Below are 16,652 nucleotides of genomic sequence, written 5' to 3' on the forward strand. Positions count from 1 at the left end.
CATCCTGGGGATGATCTCCCTCCAGACGGCCGCCGCGGCCGGCCTCACCCGCATAGGCCTCACTTCCGCGCACGCCGTCGAGCCCGAAGCCGTCGACCACGCCCCGGCCGTCGTCGTCGGCTCGGGCTACGGCGGCGCGGTCGCCGCCCTCCGCCTCGGCCAGGCCGGCATCCGCACGCTCGTGATCGAGATGGGGCGGCTGTGGAACACACCCGGCTCCGACGGCAGGGTCTTCTGCTCCACCCGCACCCCGGACGAGCGGTCCATGTGGTTCCGCACCCGCACCGAGGCGCCGCTCGGCACCTTCCTGTGGCTGGACGTCGTCAACCAGGACATCAGCCGCTACCCGGGGGTCCTGGACCGCGTGCACTTCGGTGACATGTCGGTGTACGTCGGCCGGGGCGTCGGCGGCGGCTCCCTGGTCAACGGCGGCATGGCGGTCACCCCGCTCCGCTCCTACTTCGCCGAGCAGTTCCCCTCCGTCGACGCCGACGAGATGTACGGCACGTACTTCCCGCGCGCCCGCGCCATGCTCGGCGTCAACTCCGTCGACCCGGCCTGGTTCGAGTCGACGGAGTGGTACCGCTTCACCCGCGTCTCCCGCAAACACGCCCAGAACACCGGCCTGAAGACCACCTTCGTGCCGAACGTCTACGACTTCGGCCACATGCAGCGCGAGGCGGCCGGCACGGCGACGAAGTCCGCGCTCGCGGGTGAGGTGATCTACGGCAACAACCAGGGCAAGCGCAGCCTCGACAAGACGTACCTCGCCGCGGCGCTCGGCACCGGCAACGTGACCATCCACACGCTGGAACGGGTGAGGGCGATCAGGCGGGCGGGCGACGGCAGCTATGTCCTGACCGCCGACCGCATCGACATCACCGGCCGGGTGGTGGAGACCAAGGAGTACGGCTGCACGTACCTCTTCCTCGGCGGCGGCAGCGTCGGCACCAGCGAACTCCTCGTCCGCGCCCGGGAGACGGGCACGCTGCCCGACCTCGACGCGAGTGTGGGCACCGGCTGGGGCACCAACGGCAACGTGATGCTCGGGCGGGCCAACCACCTGTGGGACACGGTCGGGGCGAACCAGTCCACCATGCCGGTCATGGGCATCGACGACTGGGCCAACACCGCCAACCCCGTCTTCGCCGAGATCGCCCCGCTGCCGACGGGCCTGGAGCACTGGGTCAGCCTCTATCTGGCGATCACCAAGAACCCGGAGCGGGCCGCGTTCTCCTACGACGCCGCGTCGGGTTCCGTGCGGCTCGGGTGGACCGCGGCCCAGAGCGCGGTGTCGGTGAGCATGGCCAGGAAGCTGTTCGACCGGATCAACGCGGCGAACTCGACGATCTACCGCTACGACCTGTTCGGCTCCCGCAGCAAGGCCTTCGCCGACGACTTCACCTACCACCCGCTCGGCGGCTGCGTGCTGGGCAGGGCCACGGACGGCTACGGCCGGGTCAAGGGGTATCCGAAGCTGTACGTGACCGACGGCTCGCTGGTGCCCGGCTCGATCGGGGTGAACCCGTTCGTGACCATCACCGCGCTCGCCGAACGGACGATGGCGCGGGTCCTCGCCGAGGACACCGCGCCATGAACCCGCCTGCGGGTGACTACTTCTGGTAGATCGCCTCGATCTCGTGCGCGTAGTCCTTCGCCACCACGTTCCGCTTCAGCTTCAGCGACGGCGTCAGGTGGCCCGAATCCTCCGTGAACTGGGAGGACAGAATGCGGAACTTCCGCACCGATTCCGCCTTCGACACCGCGGCGTTGCCGTCGTCGACCGCGGCCTGGATCGCCGCGAGCAGATCCGGGTCCTCGCACAGCGACGCCGCGGTGGAACCCGCCGGCTTGCCGTGGTCCGCGCACCAACGGCCCAGGAACTCCTCGTCGATGGTGATCAGCGCGCCCACGAACGGCCGCCCGTCGCCGACCACCATGCACTCCGCGACCAGCGCGTGCGCCCGGATGCGGTCCTCGATCACGGCCGGGGCGACGTTCTTGCCGCCCGCCGTGACGATGATCTCCTTCTTGCGGCCGGTGATCCTCAGATAGCCGTCCTCGTCGAGGGTGCCGATGTCACCGGTGTGGAACCAGCCGTCGGCCAGCGCCTCCGCGGTCGCGGCCTCGTTGTTCCAGTAGCCCTTGAACAGGTGCTCGCCGTGCAGCAGCACCTCACCGTCGTCGGCGATACGGATCACCGAGCCGGGCAGCGGCTGGCCGACCGTGCCGATCTTCTGCCGGTCCCAGGGGTTGAACGCGGTGGCCGCGCAGGACTCCGTCAGGCCGTAGCCCTCCAGGACCGTGAAGCCGATACCCCGGAAGAAGTGGCCGAGGCGCTCACCGAGCGGAGCGCCGCCGGAGATGGCGTACTCGCCACGGCCGCCGAGGACCGCGCGCAGCTTGCTGTAGACCAGCTTGTCGAACGCCTTGTGTTTGATCTTCAGGCCGAGGGACGGGCCCGACGGGGTGTCCAGCGCCTTGCTGTAGGCGATCGCCGTGTCCGCCGCCTTGTCGAAGATCTTGCCCTTGCCGTCCGCCTGCGCCTTGGCGCGCGCCGAGTTGTAGACCTTCTCGAAGACGCGCGGCACGCCGAGGATCAGCGTCGGGCGGAACGAGGCCAGCTCGTCGGTGAGGTTCTTGATGTCGGGGACGGTGCCCAGCTTGATCGGCGCCATCATCGGCGCGACCTGCACCAGACGCCCGAAGACGTGCGCGAGCGGCAGGAAGAGGAGTACGGAGCACTCGCCGGTGCGGAACAGCGGGCGCAGGCGCTCCACGATGTTCCCGCACTCGGCGAAGAAGCTGCGGTGGCTGAGGACACAGCCCTTGGGGCGCCCGGTGGTGCCGGAGGTGTAGACGATCGTCGCCGGGTCGTCGGCCTTCGCGATCGAGCTGCGCTCCTCGACCGTCTGGTCGCTGATGTCCTGGCCGAGGCGGCCCAGTTCCTCCACCCCGCCGGCCTCGATCTGCCAGACGTGCTTGAGGGCGGGCAGCCGGTCACGCACCGACTCGACGGCGGCCGCGTGGTTGTCCAGCTCCACGACGCAGGCCGTGGCGCCCGAGTCGCTGAGGATCCACTGCACCTGCTCCGGCGAACTGGTCTCGTACACCGGCACGGTCACCGCGCCGGCGCTCCAGATCGCGAAGTCCAGCAGCGTCCACTCGTAGCGGGTGCGGGACATCAGACCGACCCGGTCGCCCGGCTGGATGCCCGCGGCGATGAGGCCCTTGGCGGCGGCGTGCACCTCGGCGAGGAAGGCCGTGGCGGTCACGTCCTGCCAGGCGCCGCCCACCTTGCGGGCGATGACGGCGACGTCAGGGTGCTGCGCGGCGTTTCTGCGGACGATGTCGGTCAGATTGCCGTCCGCAGGGACCTCGTACAAAGCCGGAAGGCTGAACTCGCGCAAGACTGCTGCTCCTCATAGGGCGCCGGCGCCACGACGTTGTGCGATGCGACGGTGCGGTCCAAGGCTCGGGCGGGTGCTCGGGGATTCACATGTTGAAATCCAGAGCACGACTGGACTGCCCGGACGTTACCCGCCGGTATGGCTTCTTCGACAGGGGGCACCGGCGAGATGTTCGCTGCGTCACACAGAGGGTATTCACGTGGGGTGTTCCTTCGCGCACAGTAGTCCACTCATTAACTGACTGGCCAGTAACCGCCGGTACGGCCGCCACTGTTCACAAGGGGTGCGCTCGACCTACCCTTGATCGTCATGGCACCCACACCGGCCGGAAACACAAGGACACGCGTTCATGTGGTCAGCGACGTGCACGGCAACGCCCGTGACCTCGCCAGAGCCGGCGACGGCGCGGACGCCCTGATCTGCCTGGGTGACCTCGTCCTCTTCCTCGACTACGCCGACCACTCGCGCGGCATCTTCCCCGACCTGTTCGGCGTCGAGAACGCCGACCGCATCGTCGCGCTGCGCACCGCCCGCCGCTTCGAGGAGGCACGGGAGTTCGGGAGGCGGCTGTGGGCGGGCGTCGAGGGCGACCGGGCCGCCGTGATCGAGCGAGCGGTGCGCAAGCAGTACGCCGAGATGTTCGCCGCGTTCCCCACACCGACGTACGCGACCTACGGGAATGTCGACATGCCGCCCCTGTGGTCCGAGTACGCCGGGCCGGGCACGACGGTGCTGGACGGAGAGCGGGTGGAGATCGGCGGCCGCGTCTTCGGTTTCGTCGGCGGGGGACTCCGCACGCCGATGCGCACGCCGTACGAGATCAGCGACGAGGAGTACGCCGCGAAGCTGGAGGCGGTGGGCGAGGTCGACGTGCTGTGCACACACATCCCGCCGGAGGTGCCGGAGCTGGTCTACGACACGGTGGCGCGGCGCTTCGAGCGGGGCAGCCGGGCGCTGCTGGACGCGATCTGCCGCACCCGGCCCCGGTACGCGCTGTTCGGGCACGTCCACCAGCCGCTGGTACGGCGGATGCGGATCGGGGCGACCGAATGCGTGAACGTGGGGCACTTCGCCGGCACCGGCAAGCCGTGGGCGCTGGAGTGGTGAGGGGCGGTGGGGGCCGGGGGAGTGGCGAGACGGCGGCCGGCGCCCGTCGGGTGGTGCGGCTCCACCGCGGGTGAGGCGCCATCGGACGGCGTGGCGAGAGAGCGCAGGTAGCGGTGACGTCGGTCCGGGCGGTGCGCGGTAGCCTTCACGCTGCACGGACGTGCGCACGACGATCTCTTACCGGCCCGCATCTGGAGGAGCCACGGCGATGGCGGAACACACCAGCTCGAGCATCACGATCGAGGCGGCACCGGCCGACGTGATGGGGGTGATCGCCGACTTCGCCCGCTACCCGGACTGGACCGGCGAGGTGAAGGAGGCCGAGGTCCTCAAGACCGACAAGCAGGGCCGCGCCGAGCAGGTCCGGCTCGTCATGGACGCCGGCGCCATCAAGGACGACCAGGTCCTGGCCTACACCTGGGCCGGCGAGCACGAGGTGTCCTGGACCCTGGTGAAGTCCCAGATGCTGCGGTCGCTGGACGGCTCGTACATCCTGAAGCCGGCCGCGGCCGGGGCCACCGAGGTGACGTACCGGCTGACGGTGGACGTGAAGATCCCGATGCTGGGGATGATCAAGCGGAAGGCCGAGAAGGTCATCATCGACCGTGCTCTGGCCGGGCTGAAGAAGCGGGTGGAGACGGGCGGGCAGTAGCCCCGCCGCCAGGGGCGGTGCGCACGGGTACCGTTCACCCTCATGCGCACCATCCTGATCACGGGCCCGGGCGGCAGCGGGCGTACCACCGTCGCGGCCGCCACCGCGCTGACCGCTGCCAGGGAGGGCACTCGGACCCTCGTCCTGAGCGCCGACCGCGACGACACCCTGGGCGCGGTGCTGGGGGCGGCCACGGGCCCGGCCCCCGTGTCCGTCGCGCCGAACCTCACCGCCTGGCGCCCCGACGCGGCCGACGGCTTCCGGGACGACCTCGCCGCCCTCCAGGAACGCGCCTCCGCAGCCCTCGACCTCCTCGGCGCCTCCCGCCTGGACCCCGAGGAGCTCACCCCCCTCCCCGGCGCCGAGGAACTCGCCCTGCTGCGCGCCCTGCGGGACGCCGCCCTCGCCGAGGCCCACGACCTCCTCGTCGTCGACCTCCCGCCCACCCGGCACGCGCTCGCCCTGCTCTCCCTGCCCGAGGAGCTGCGCCGCTACCTGCGCCGTCTGCTCCCGCCCGAGCGGCAGGCGGCCCGCGCCCTGCGTCCCGTGCTGGGGCGGCTCGCCGGTGTCCCCATGCCCGCCGAGTGGCTGTACGAGACGGCCGCCCGCTGGGACCTCGAACTCGCCGCCGTGGCTGCCGTGGTCGCCGACCGCGGCACCGCCGTACGGCTGGTCGCCGAGCCCGGCCCGGCCGGCGCCGACGCCGTGCGCACCGCCGGCCTCGGCCTCGCCCTGCACCGCCTGCCCCTGGAGCAGGTGATCGCCAACCGCGTGTTCCCCGACTCCGCGGCCGACAGCTGGCTCGCCGCTCCCGTCGCCCAGCAGCGCAAGACGCTGGAGGAGTGGCAGGGGACGTACGACACGAGGCGCCTGGCGCATCTCGGGCGTGACCCGCGCGGCTGTGACGACCTCACCGAGCTCGCCGCACCCGGTGCCGATGAGCCCGTTCCCCCGGTCGAGTGGCCCGTCACCGACCGGCTCGCCGAGGACGGTGTGCTCGTCTGGCAGATCCCGCTGCCCGGCGCCGTACGCGACCAACTGGATCTCATCCGGCGCGGCGACGAACTCCTCATCGCGGCAGGACCGTTCCGCCGTGTCGTCCCGCTCCCGTCCGCCCTGCGCCGCTGCACCGTCGACGGGGCCGCGCTGCGGGAGGGGGAGCTGCGCATCCGGTTCGCCCCCGACCCGGACCTGTGGCCGCGGACCCCGTGAACCGCCTGCGCGCGTTCGGGTAACGTCGTAGAGACGAGCCGTAGTCAGGAGTCCGTCATGAGCGAAGAGCTCCCTCCGTCCGATGCCGGCGAGCGTGAGGCGAGTGACCAGGCGCGGACGAGCGACGCCGACGCCTGGGCGACAGCGTGTGCCGAGGACCTCGCGGCGGAGCAGGCCCGCCGCCGCGCCCAGTACGGGCCCCCGCCGGGGTCGGCGGCCGAGGAGCTGAAGAAGTTCGTCGACGCCGTCGCGGACAAGCTGTCCGGACTGCAGTCCCCGCTGTTCGGGGCGGTCGCCGGACCGGCCGCCCAGCAGGTGGTGCGGCAGGTCGTCCAGCAGGCCAAGGCCGCCGTGGAACCCGTCATCGAGCGCAACCCGGACGTCTTCGATCACCTCGCCGCGGCCGGCAGCGAGCTGCTCGCCGCCTACCGCTCGGCCGTCCAGGCCCAGGAGAAGCGCTGGACCGGCCGCGACGACGACCTGCGCGACCTCGACGAGCGCCGTGACCCGGGCGAGGGCACCGGCCCCGGCGAGCGCATCGACCTGGACTGAGCGCCCCGGGACATCCCCTCACCTCGCCGGGCCCGTCCGCCGGGCGGACGACGGAACCCCTACGGCAGGGCCTCGGGTACCGTTGGCCGTAGCGGGGCTCGACCGAAACTGAGGGATTCATGGGACTCACCATCGGCGTCGACATCGGCGGCACGAAGATCGCGGCCGGCGTGGTCGACGAGGAAGGCAACATCCTCTCGACCTTCAAGGTGCCGACCCCCACCACGCCCGAGGCCATCGTGGACGCCATCGCCTCGGCGGTGGAGGGTGCGCGCGCGGGACACGAGATCGTCGGCGTGGGCATCGGCGCCGCCGGCTATGTCAACCGCCAGCGCTCCACGGTCTACTTCGCGCCCAACATCGACTGGCGCCAGGAACCGCTGAAGGAGAAGGTCGAGGCCCGCGTGGGCCTCCCGGTCGTCGTCGAGAACGACGCCAACGCCGCGGCGTGGGGCGAGTACAAGTTCGGTGCCGGCAAGGGTCACCGCAACGTCATCTGTATCACGCTCGGCACCGGCCTCGGCGGTGGCATCATCATCGGCAACAAGCTGCGCCGCGGGCACTTCGGCGTGGCCGCCGAGTTCGGCCACATCCGCATGGTGCCGGACGGCCTGCTCTGCGGCTGCGGCTCGCAGGGCTGCTGGGAGCAGTACGCGTCGGGCCGGGCGCTGGTGAGATACGCCAAGCAGCGCGCCAACGCCACCCCCGAGAACGCCGAGATCCTGCTCGGCCTCGGCGACGGCACCCCCGACGGCATCGAGGGCAAGCACATCTCCATGGCCGCCCGCCAGGGTGACCCGGTCGCCGTCGACTCCTACCGCGAGCTGGCCCGCTGGGTCGGCGCCGGCCTCGCCGACCTCGCCTCCCTCTTCGACCCGTCCGCCTTCATCGTCGGCGGCGGCCTCTCCGACGAGGGCGAGCTGGTCCTGGAGCCGATCCGCAAGTCGTACAAGCGCTGGCTGGTCGGCGGCAACTGGCGCCCGGTGGCCGACGTCCTCGCCGCCCAGCTCGGCAACAAGGCCGGCCTGGTGGGCGCGGCGGACCTGGCCAGGGAACCCGATCCGATCATGTAACGGTCGCTGTGACCGACCTCAAGGGGCGCGGGGAACTGCGCGACAAGCCACGACGAACCCGTCAGTCGCAAACGCACCTCGCGCCCCGAGCTGTCAGGCGCTCAAGACCCCGCCCACGGCGTAAATTGACCGCATGGCAACGTCCCTCCCGCCGCTCCCCAACTCCCGCACCGAAAACGACGGTTCAGTCGTCATCCGCGTCCTCGGCTACAACATCCGCTCGATGCGCGACGACACCACCGCCCTCGCCCGAGTCATCCGCGCCTGCGCTCCCGACCTGGTCCTCGTCCAGGAGGCTCCGCGCTTCTTCCGCTGGCGCAAGAAGCTCGCCCGCCTGGCCCGCGCCAGCGACCTCGTGATCCTCACCGGCGGTGCCACGGCCGCCGGCCCGGCCATCCTCTGCTCGCTCCGGGCGACCGTCGAGCGAACCGAGGACGTGCTGCTGCCGCTCACCCCAGGACTGCACCGACGCGGCTTCGCGACAGCGGTCGTACGGTTCGGCGGCACCCGCCTCGGGGTTCTCAGCTGCCACCTGAGCCTGCAGAAGGACGAGCGGTACGAGCAGGGCGGCATGCTGCTGGACCGGCTCGCCGGGATGGGCGTGGAGCACGCGGTCGCGGGCGGCGATCTCAACGACCGGCCCGACGGGCGCACCTTCCGGCGGCTCGCCGACGGGCTGCAGGACTGCTGGTCGGTCGCGCCCTGGGGCGGCGAGTACACCTCGACACCGACCGACCCCCATCAGCGTATCGACGCGATCTTCGCGACCCGGGGCGTCGAGGTGCTGGGCTGCGGTGTGCCGATCGGGCATCCGGGGGTGACGGAGACGGACCTGAGGGCGGCCACGGACCACCTTCCGGTGCTGGCCGCCCTCAGGATCCCGGCGTCGTAGGCGAGGCTCAGACCACCGCGCCCCGGCCGGGGTCGTCGTCGTCCTCGTCGCCCGGTTTCATCCGCGCCACCAGCGTGGCGAACCCGCCGAGGAAGCCGCCGATGCCGAGCGTGGCCAGCCACCACGTCATGTCCCAGCCGAGCAGTACCGCCAGCAGGAGCAGGACCGGTCCGCCGATCACCGCCAGCCAGGCGAACTTGGCGGTCGTGTCCGCGGTCGGCAGCGGCGGCGGCTCCGGCGGGACGAAGTGGCCCTCGTCGTCCTCCCCGAAGTCGTCGTCGGAGGGCTCGGGGGTCGTGTAGTCGCGCGGGCCGACGCCGGGAGCGAAGGAGACCGAGCTGCCGAGAGCCCCGGCCGCGGCGGGCTTGTCGTCCTCGGGGGTGTGCTCGGCGTCGTGGTTGTTGCCGGAGTCGTTATGACCGGGGTCGTTCTTGTCGGAGTCGTTATGACCGGAGTCGTCCTGACCGGAGTCGTTCTTGCCGGAGTCGTTCTTGCCGGACTCCAGCAGGGCGAGGTCCTCGATCGACTTGAACGGCTTGGTGCCCGGCGGGTCCGGTGGCTCCTCACCGTACCCGGCGACGATCGCCGCCCAGGCGGCCTCCTCGTCGAACGGGACGCCCTTCTCGTCCGGCTCGCGGTCCTCGCGGTCGGAGTCGTGCTCAGCCACCTGCGGTCGTCCCTTCCTCGCTCACACCGGTCTGCTTGCCGAAAGCGGGCGCGAGCCGGGTGATGAACGCGAGGCTCTCCTCGAAGATCCGGTCCGCGTCATAGTCCAACGTCGCCACGTGGTAGCTCTGTTCCAGCAGGATCTCCGTGACGTCCGTCGACGAGACCCGGCTGAGGACTCGGGCCGAGTCGGCCGGTGGCACCACGTGGTCCTGCGGGCTGCGCAGGAGCAGCAGCGGCTGAGTGACCTGCGGCAGCTCGCGGTCGACGACGCGGAAGAAGGCACGCAGGGAGTGCGCCGCGTGCAGCGGCACCCGGTCGTACCCCAGCTCCTTGCTCGACGGATCGGCGATGTCGCTGGCGATGCCCCGTGTCGTACGGACGAGGTGGCGGGCCACCGGGAGGGCGTACGCGGACAGGCCGTGCACCTTGTTGGCCGGGTTGACGACCACGACGCCGTCGACCGCGGCCCCGTGCTTCGCCGCCAGCCGCAGGGCCAGGGCGCCGCCCATGGACAGACCGGCCACGAACACACGCGTGCAGTGTCCGCGCAGGGCGCCCAGCTCGCGGTCCACCTCCGCGTACCAGTCCTGCCAGCCGGTGAGCTGCATGTCCTCCCAGCGCGTGCCGTGCCCGGGCAGCAGCGGCAGGGCGACGGTCAGGCCGCGCTCGGCGAGGTACTCCGCCCAGGGGCGCAGCGACTGGGGCGAACCGGTGAAGCCGTGGCAGAGGAGGACGCCGACCTCCCCGCCCTCGTGGCGGAACGGCTCGGCTCCGGGGAGGACCGGCACGTTTCGGTCTCCTGTTCGTGAAAGGTGCTGATGCTCGTGAAGGTGCTGGTGCTCGTAAAAGTGCTGATGCTCGTGAAAGTCTGAAGGGACTGGCACATCGTTTCGCAGGTACCTCACCGTACGCGACGGCACTGACACCGACCAGGGCCGTCGGGTCCTTTGACAGCGCTCCGGGTTAAGGTCTGATCTACAGACACAGGAGGCACTCGGTTGTTGTACGGCGCGATGAAGGTCACCGTCGGGGGTCCGCTGAAGCTCGCCTTCAGGCCCTGGGTGGAGGGCCTGGAGAACGTTCCCGCCGAGGGCCCCGCGATTCTGGCGAGCAATCACCTGTCGTTCTCCGACTCGTTCTTCCTGCCGGCCGTCCTCGACCGCAAGGTGACCTTCATCGCCAAGGCCGAGTACTTCACCACGCCGGGCGTCAAGGGCCGGCTGACCGCCGCGTTCTTCAAGGGGGTCGGCCAGCTGCCGGTGGACCGCTCCGGTGCGCGCGGCGCGGGCGAGGCGGCGATCAAGAGCGGCATCGAGGTGCTGGAGCGCGGCGAGCTGTTCGGCATCTATCCCGAGGGCACACGCTCGCCCGACGGCCGTCTCTACCGCGGCAAGCCGGGCGGCCTCGCGCGCGTGGCACTCGCCACCGGCGCACCCGTCATCCCGGTGGCCATGATCGACACCGAGAAGATCCAGCCGCCGGGGAAGATCGTCCCCAAGCTGATGCGGCCGGGCATCCGCATCGGCAAGCCCCTGGACTTCAGCCGCTACCAGGGCATGGAGCACGACCGCTTCGTACTCCGCGCGGTGACCGACGAGGTCATGTACGAGATCATGAAGCTCTCCGGCCAGGAGTACGTCGACATGTACGCGACCGCCATGAAGCGGCAGCTCGCGGAGGCGGCGAAGGCCGAGAAGGAGGAGGCGAAGGCGGCGAAGGCCGCGCTCGCGCAGGCGGAGAAGGAACAGGCCGAGAAGGAAAAGGCGGCCAAGGAACAGGCGGCGAAGGAACAGAGCGACTAGGAGCCGACCGGGTTCCGGGGGTTCCGGGGGGTCCGGGGCGGGATGTCAAACGGGGGTGGGTCATGGCCAAGCGCGAGAGAGTCATGAGGATGTCGGTCGAGCAGCCGCTGTGGCGTGCGCTCACCGCCTACCGGGTGCTCACCATGCTGTACGCCATCGGCCTCTTCATCACCGCGTACGACGAGTACACCCGCCCCTCGGTCGCCATCGGCTACTACGCCGTGCTGTTCGTCTGGACCCTCGCCACCCTGCGCAAGGTCGCGAACGCGGAGAGCTGCACCAAGCGGTTCCTCGCCGCCGACCTCACCATCGCACTCGCCGGCATCCTGCTCACCCTGGTGGCCGACACGCCCGAGCGCATCCAGGAGGGCGGCCCCACGCTGCCGTCGATATGGACGGCCGGCTCCGTGCTGGCCTTCGCCGTCAAGGGCGGCTGGCGCTGGGCGGCCCTCGCCTCCACCCTCGTCGCCGCCGCCAACCTGGTCGAACGCGGCGCTCCCGCGCGGGACACCGTCCACAACGTCATCCTCGTCTGGGTCGCGTCCATCGCCATCGGGTACGTCGTCGAGGTCGCCCGCGCCTCCGAGCGCACCCTCGCCCGCGCCCTGGAGATCGAGGCGGCGACCCGGGAGCGGGAGCGGCTCGCCCGGGACATCCACGACAGCGTGCTGCAGGTGCTGGCCATGGTGCAGCGGCGCGGCGCCGTCATCGGCGGCGAGGCGGCCGAGCTGGGCCGGATGGCGGGCGAGCAGGAGGTGGCGCTGCGCACCCTGGTCTCCGGCGGGCTCACGCGCGTCTCCCGGGTGTCGGAGGACGCCGCCGCCGGAGCCCTCGTACGGGCCGTCGAGGAACCCGACGGTGACGCAGCCGCCGATCTGCGCGCGCTGCTCGCCCCGTACGCCGGTGCGCGGGTCAGCCTCGCCGAGCCCGGCGCGCCCGTGCTGCTGGGCCCGGTCGCCGCGCGGGAGGTGGCCGCCGCCGTGGGCGCCGCCCTGGACAACGTACGCAAGCACGCGGGGGAGCACGCGCGCGCGTGGATCCTGGTCGAGGACGAGCCGGACGAGGTGATCGTCACCGTACGGGACGACGGGCCCGGCATCCCCGAGGGGCGTCTGGCGCAGGCCGAGGGCGAGGGGCGGCTCGGCGTGGCCCTGTCGATCCGGGGGCGGCTGCGCGACCTCGGCGGCAGCGCGGAGCTGGTCTCGGTGCCGGGGCAGGGCACGGAGGTCGAGCTGAAGGTACCGAAGGACGACAGCAGGTCACGGGGGAAGGCGGAACAGCGATGACGGACAGCAGCGACGGGGCGCCGGGCACGATCAGGGTCATGGTGGTCGACGACCACCCCATGTGGCGCGACGCCGTCGCCCGCGACCTGACCGAGTCCGGCTTCGACGTGGTCGCCACCGCCGGGGACGGCGACCAGGCCGTGCGCCGCGCCAAGGCCGCCGCGCCCGACGTCCTCGTGCTCGACCTGAACCTGCCCGCCAAGCCCGGCGTCCAGGTCTGCAAGGAGGTCGTCGCCGCCAACCCGGCGCTGCGCGTCCTGGTGCTGTCCGCGAGCGGTGAGCACGCCGACGTCCTGGAGGCCGTGAAGTCGGGTGCGACCGGCTACCTGCTGAAATCGGCCTCTACGGAGGAGTTGCTGGACGCAGTGCGCCGCACCGCCGTCGGCGACCCGGTGTTCACCCCGGGCCTGGCCGGGCTGGTCCTCGGCGAGTACCGCCGCCTCGCCTCCGAACCGGCCCCCGCCCCGGACGCCGACGAGCCCAAGGCGCCGCGCCTGACCGAGCGGGAGACCGAGGTGCTGCGCCTGGTCGCCAAGGGCCTGAGCTACAAGCAGATCGCCGAACGCCTCGTCATCTCCCACCGCACGGTGCAGAACCACGTCCAGAACACCCTCGGCAAGCTCCAGCTGCACAACCGGGTGGAGCTGGTGCGGTACGCGATAGAGCGCGGACTCGACGACGAGGGATGACGGCGCCGCGTAGGCCAACCGCCTGATATTCCACCGGAATTGCCCTTCCGGGCCATGCCCGAGTGACGTAGGTCACCATTAGCGTTCCTGCTACGGCACACGTACGGCACACGGCAACCGCGGCGAAGGGACATTTCCATGCGGGTCGGAGTACTGACCGGAGGCGGCGACTGCCCCGGGCTCAACGCCGTCATCCGGGCCATCGTCCGCAAGGGCGTGCAGGAGTACGGCTATGACTTCACCGGCTTCCGGGACGGCTGGCGGGGTCCCCTCGAAGGCGACACGGTCCGCCTCGACATCCCCGCCGTACGCGGCATCCTGCCTCGCGGCGGCACCATCCTCGGCTCCTCGCGGACCAACCCGCTGAAGCAGGAGGACGGCATCCGCCGTATCAAGGACAACCTCGCCGAGCTGGACGTCGAGGCGCTGATCGCGATCGGCGGCGAGGACACCCTGGGCGTCGCCACCCGCCTCGCGGTGGACTACGGCGTGCCGTGCGTCGGCGTGCCGAAGACGATAGACAACGACCTGTCCGCCACGGACTACACCTTCGGCTTCGACACCGCCGTCGGCATCGCCACGGAGGCGATCGACCGGCTGCACACCACGGCCGAGTCGCACATGCGCGTCCTGGTCGTCGAGGTGATGGGCCGGCACGCCGGCTGGATCGCACTCCACTCGGGCCTGGCCGGCGGCGCGAACGTCATCCTCATCCCCGAGCAGCGCTTCGACGTCGAGCAGGTGTGCGACTGGGTGACGTCCCGCTTCCGGGCGTCGTACGCGCCGATCGTCGTCGTGGCCGAGGGCGCCATGCCGAAGGACGGCGACATGGTGCTGAAGGACCAGTCGCTGGACTCCTTCGGGCACGTGCGGCTGTCCGGCGTGGGCGAGTGGCTGGCCAAGGAGATCGAGAAACGCACGGGCAAGGAGGCCCGCACCACGGTCCTCGGCCACGTCCAGCGCGGCGGCACCCCCAGTGCCTTCGACCGCTGGCTCGCCACCCGCTTCGGCCTGCACGCCATCGACTGCGTCCGCGACGGCGACTTCGGCACGATGGTCGCCCTGCGCGGCACGGACATCGTCCGCGTCCCGATCTCCGAGGCCACGTCGAGGCTGAAGACGGTGGACCCGAAGCTGTACGAGGAGGTCGGGGTCTTCTTCGGCTGACGCCCACTGCCTTGCGGGCGCCGCCACTCGTCCGCGTGGCGGCGCCCGTCACCCCGGCGTCCGTACCCCTCCCGCTACTGCTCCGGCACCGTGCTCGTGCCGCGCAGCTGACCGACCAGCTCCCGCACGATGAACGCACCGTTCAACGTCAGCACCGACTCCGGATGGAACTGCACCGAGCCGAACCCCGGCCCGCGCAGCGCGTGCACCTCGCCGTTCGCGGCGCGGCTCACCTCGACGCCGTGCGCGGCCAGCTCCGTGCGGGCCTCGTCGTCGCAGTGCGCCACGAAGCTGTTGTAGAAGCCGACGGTCTCCCGCCGCCCGAACAGGTCGATCTCCGTCTGCGCACCCTGGTACGGGACCTCCTTCCGGACGATGTCCAGCCCCAGCTCGGCCGCGATCAGCTCGTGGCCCAGGCACACGCCGAGAACACCGTGCCGGTGCTCCCGGATGATCTCGGCGGTCAGGGCGCGCAGGAACCGCATCTTGGAGTCGGCCACGTCCGATGGGTCGCCCGGCCCGGGACCGAGGACGACCGGCCCCTCGTGCGCGAGCACCGCCTCCCGCAGCCCCGGCTCGTCGTACCGCCGGACGGTGACCGTCAGCCCGGAGGACCGCAGCACATGCGCGAGCATCGCCGTGAACGTGTCCTCCCCGTCGACCACCAGGGCGTGCCCGGCGAGCTCGTCCGACCCCTCCTGCATCCGCAGCCAGAAGGGCGCGAGCGAGGCCCGGCGCCCGTCCAGCGCCGCCCGCACCCGCGGGTCGTCGGCCAGCTGCGGCCGTACGGCCTCCTCGCGCGGCCGCCCCGGGCGCACCCCCAGCGCCGCCAGCACCCCGGCCGCCTTCGCGTGCGTCTCCGCGACCTCGCTCGCCGGGTCCGAACCCCGCACGAGCGTGGCGCCGACCGGCACCCGCAGCCGCCCGTCCGCGTCGAGGTCGGCGGTGCGGATGAGGATGGGGGAGTCGAGGGTCTGGGCCCCGCCCGCGTCCCGCCCGATCAGCGCGAGCGCCCCCGCGTAGTAGCCGCGTCCCCCGACCTCGTGCCTCTCGATCACCCGGCAGGCGTTCTGCACGGGCGAGCCGGTGACGGTCGCCGCGAACATCGTCTCCTTCAGCACCTCGCGCACGTCCAGCGAGGACTTCCCGCGCAGCTCGTACTCGGTGTGCGCGAGATGCGCCATCTCCTTCAGCCGCGGCCCGACGACCACCCCGCCCATGTCGCCGACCGTGCACATCATCTTGAGTTCCTCGTCGACGACCATCGACAGCTCCTCGATCTCCTTGCCGTCGGCGAGGAAGCCGAGCAGGTGCTCGGGGGTCGGCCCCTCGGCCGGATAGCGGTACGTCCCGCTGATCGGGTTCATGACGACGGTCCCGCCGGACATCCGCACATGCACCTCGGGGCTGGCGCCGACCAGCGTCCGGTCCCCGGTGTGCACGACGAACGTCCAGTACGCCCCCCGCTCGCCCTCCAGCAGCCGCCGGAACAGTGCCAGCGCGTCGGCCCGTCCGAACCCCGGGATGCCGCCCTGGTACGTCCGCCGGATCACGAAGTTCGCGCCCTCGCCGCGCCCGATCTCCTCCCGCAGCACGCGCCCGACGATCTCGGCGTACTCCTCGTCGGCCACGTCGAAGCCGCCGCCCTCGACCCGCACCTGGTGCGCCGGGAGCTGGGCGAGGGCGTCGGCGAGCGGCAGGGTGTACGTCTCCTCGGGGGTCAGTGCCAGCAGCGGTGTGCCGTCGTCGCGGACGTCGAACCCGCGTTCGCGGATCTGGCGGAAGGGGACGAGCGCCAGGCACTCGTCGGGCAGGTCGGCCAGGCGGTCGTGCCCGGCGACCGGGCCGAGCAGCACCTCGACCAGGTCGTGGTCATGGCCGGGGGTGCGGCGGCGGAGCAGGGCGAACGGGCGGGGGTCGGCCAGCAGGTCGAGCAGAGCCATGGTCCGTGTCCTCTCGGTGGTCTGGAAGAGAGGGACGGGCCCGGTCGCGGAAACACGAAGGCCGCCCCTCGGGCGGCCTTCGCGAAGTCTTGCGTACGCGCAGTCAGTGGGCCGCCGGACGAGCGGTCCACCACCAGGTCTGGATCGAATGCGCGAACATACGCGGGACCCTACCGCATGGCCCCGGCTGTCCAAGTG

At 71.5% G+C, this 16,652-nt stretch carries 16 protein-coding genes; 11 read left to right on the forward strand and 5 right to left on the reverse strand.

Features of this window, described 5'->3' with window-relative positions:
• Positions 1 to 10 precede the first annotated feature (10 nt).
• Entirely contained in the window at positions 11 to 1,597 is a 1,587-nt protein-coding gene (locus NW895_RS06740; protein WP_289934813.1) for a GMC oxidoreductase, read from the forward strand.
• Between the two features lie 16 nt (positions 1,598 to 1,613).
• On the opposite strand, the gene NW895_RS06745 is transcribed toward NW895_RS06740, so the two are convergent.
• Positions 1,614 to 3,410, reverse strand: coding sequence for an AMP-dependent synthetase/ligase (locus tag NW895_RS06745; protein ID WP_289934393.1), 1,797 nt, complete (start codon positions 3,408 to 3,410; stop codon positions 1,614 to 1,616).
• Positions 3,411 to 3,761: 351 nt separating this feature from the next.
• Here NW895_RS06745 and NW895_RS06750 point away from each other — a divergent pair, with 351 nt between their 5' ends.
• From NW895_RS06750 to NW895_RS06775, 6 genes are all read left to right on the forward strand, one after another.
• Positions 3,762 to 4,517, forward strand: a complete 756-nt coding sequence (locus tag NW895_RS06750) for a metallophosphoesterase (RefSeq protein WP_289934814.1) — start codon at positions 3,762 to 3,764, stop codon at positions 4,515 to 4,517.
• Between the two features lie 208 nt (positions 4,518 to 4,725).
• Positions 4,726 to 5,169, forward strand: coding sequence for an SRPBCC family protein (locus NW895_RS06755; protein WP_289934394.1), 444 nt, complete (start codon positions 4,726 to 4,728; stop codon positions 5,167 to 5,169).
• 42 nt (positions 5,170 to 5,211) lie between these two features.
• Positions 5,212 to 6,381, forward strand: coding sequence for an ArsA-related P-loop ATPase (locus tag NW895_RS06760; RefSeq protein WP_289934395.1), 1,170 nt, complete (start codon positions 5,212 to 5,214; stop codon positions 6,379 to 6,381).
• A 57-nt stretch (positions 6,382 to 6,438) separates the two neighbouring features.
• Positions 6,439 to 6,933 (forward strand): DUF5304 domain-containing protein, encoded by a 495-nt coding sequence (locus tag NW895_RS06765; protein ID WP_289934396.1) that lies wholly within the window; start codon positions 6,439 to 6,441, stop codon positions 6,931 to 6,933.
• A gap of 119 nt (positions 6,934 to 7,052) precedes the next feature.
• The gene (locus NW895_RS06770) at positions 7,053 to 8,006 is read left to right on the forward strand and encodes an ROK family glucokinase (protein ID WP_289934397.1); all 954 of its coding nucleotides are present in this window, start codon (positions 7,053 to 7,055) and stop codon (positions 8,004 to 8,006) included.
• A gap of 133 nt (positions 8,007 to 8,139) precedes the next feature.
• Positions 8,140 to 8,898, forward strand: coding sequence for an endonuclease/exonuclease/phosphatase family protein (locus NW895_RS06775; RefSeq protein WP_289934398.1), 759 nt, complete (start codon positions 8,140 to 8,142; stop codon positions 8,896 to 8,898).
• A gap of 7 nt (positions 8,899 to 8,905) precedes the next feature.
• Here NW895_RS06775 and NW895_RS06780 read toward each other — a convergent pair whose 3' ends face one another.
• Together NW895_RS06780 and NW895_RS06785 are read right to left on the reverse strand one after the other, a co-directional pair.
• Positions 8,906 to 9,565, reverse strand: a complete 660-nt coding sequence (locus NW895_RS06780; RefSeq protein ID WP_289934399.1) for a hypothetical protein — start codon at positions 9,563 to 9,565, stop codon at positions 8,906 to 8,908.
• Entirely contained in the window at positions 9,558 to 10,355 is a 798-nt protein-coding gene (locus NW895_RS06785; protein ID WP_289934400.1) for an alpha/beta fold hydrolase, read from the reverse strand. Before NW895_RS06785 ends, NW895_RS06780 begins: the two co-directional genes overlap by 8 nt.
• Before the next feature lie 225 nt (positions 10,356 to 10,580).
• Between NW895_RS06785 and NW895_RS06790 the strand changes: the two genes are divergently transcribed.
• The 4 genes from NW895_RS06790 (at position 10,581) to NW895_RS06805 (ending at position 14,511) form a co-directional block, all read left to right on the forward strand.
• Positions 10,581 to 11,369, forward strand: coding sequence for a lysophospholipid acyltransferase family protein (locus tag NW895_RS06790; protein ID WP_289934815.1), 789 nt, complete (start codon positions 10,581 to 10,583; stop codon positions 11,367 to 11,369).
• Positions 11,370 to 11,431: 62 nt separating this feature from the next.
• Positions 11,432 to 12,655 carry a DUF5931 domain-containing protein gene (locus NW895_RS06795; protein WP_289934401.1) on the forward strand — a complete coding sequence of 408 codons (1,224 nt, stop codon included), beginning with the start codon at positions 11,432 to 11,434 and terminating at the stop codon, positions 12,653 to 12,655.
• Complete coding sequence (locus tag NW895_RS06800) at positions 12,652 to 13,344, forward strand: response regulator transcription factor (protein ID WP_289934402.1); 693 nt, start codon at positions 12,652 to 12,654, stop codon at positions 13,342 to 13,344. The genes NW895_RS06795 and NW895_RS06800 overlap by 4 nt, the downstream gene beginning before the upstream one ends.
• Before the next feature lie 138 nt (positions 13,345 to 13,482).
• On the forward strand, positions 13,483 to 14,511 hold the full coding sequence (locus tag NW895_RS06805) for a 6-phosphofructokinase (protein ID WP_289934403.1): 1,029 nt from the start codon (positions 13,483 to 13,485) through the stop codon (positions 14,509 to 14,511).
• A 74-nt stretch (positions 14,512 to 14,585) separates the two neighbouring features.
• On the opposite strand, the gene NW895_RS06810 is transcribed toward NW895_RS06805, so the two are convergent.
• Positions 14,586 to 16,454 carry an anthranilate synthase family protein gene (locus tag NW895_RS06810; protein WP_289934404.1) on the reverse strand — a complete coding sequence of 623 codons (1,869 nt, stop codon included), beginning with the start codon at positions 16,452 to 16,454 and terminating at the stop codon, positions 14,586 to 14,588.
• Positions 16,455 to 16,557: 103 nt separating this feature from the next.
• Positions 16,558 to 16,614 (reverse strand): trp operon leader peptide, encoded by a 57-nt coding sequence (locus NW895_RS41155; RefSeq protein ID WP_354670078.1) that lies wholly within the window; start codon positions 16,612 to 16,614, stop codon positions 16,558 to 16,560.
• Positions 16,615 to 16,652 lie beyond the last annotated feature (38 nt).

This window comes from Streptomyces sp. S.PNR 29, assembly GCF_030386795.1.
In the GTDB taxonomy this organism is placed as follows: Bacteria; Actinomycetota; Actinomycetes; order Streptomycetales; family Streptomycetaceae; genus Streptomyces.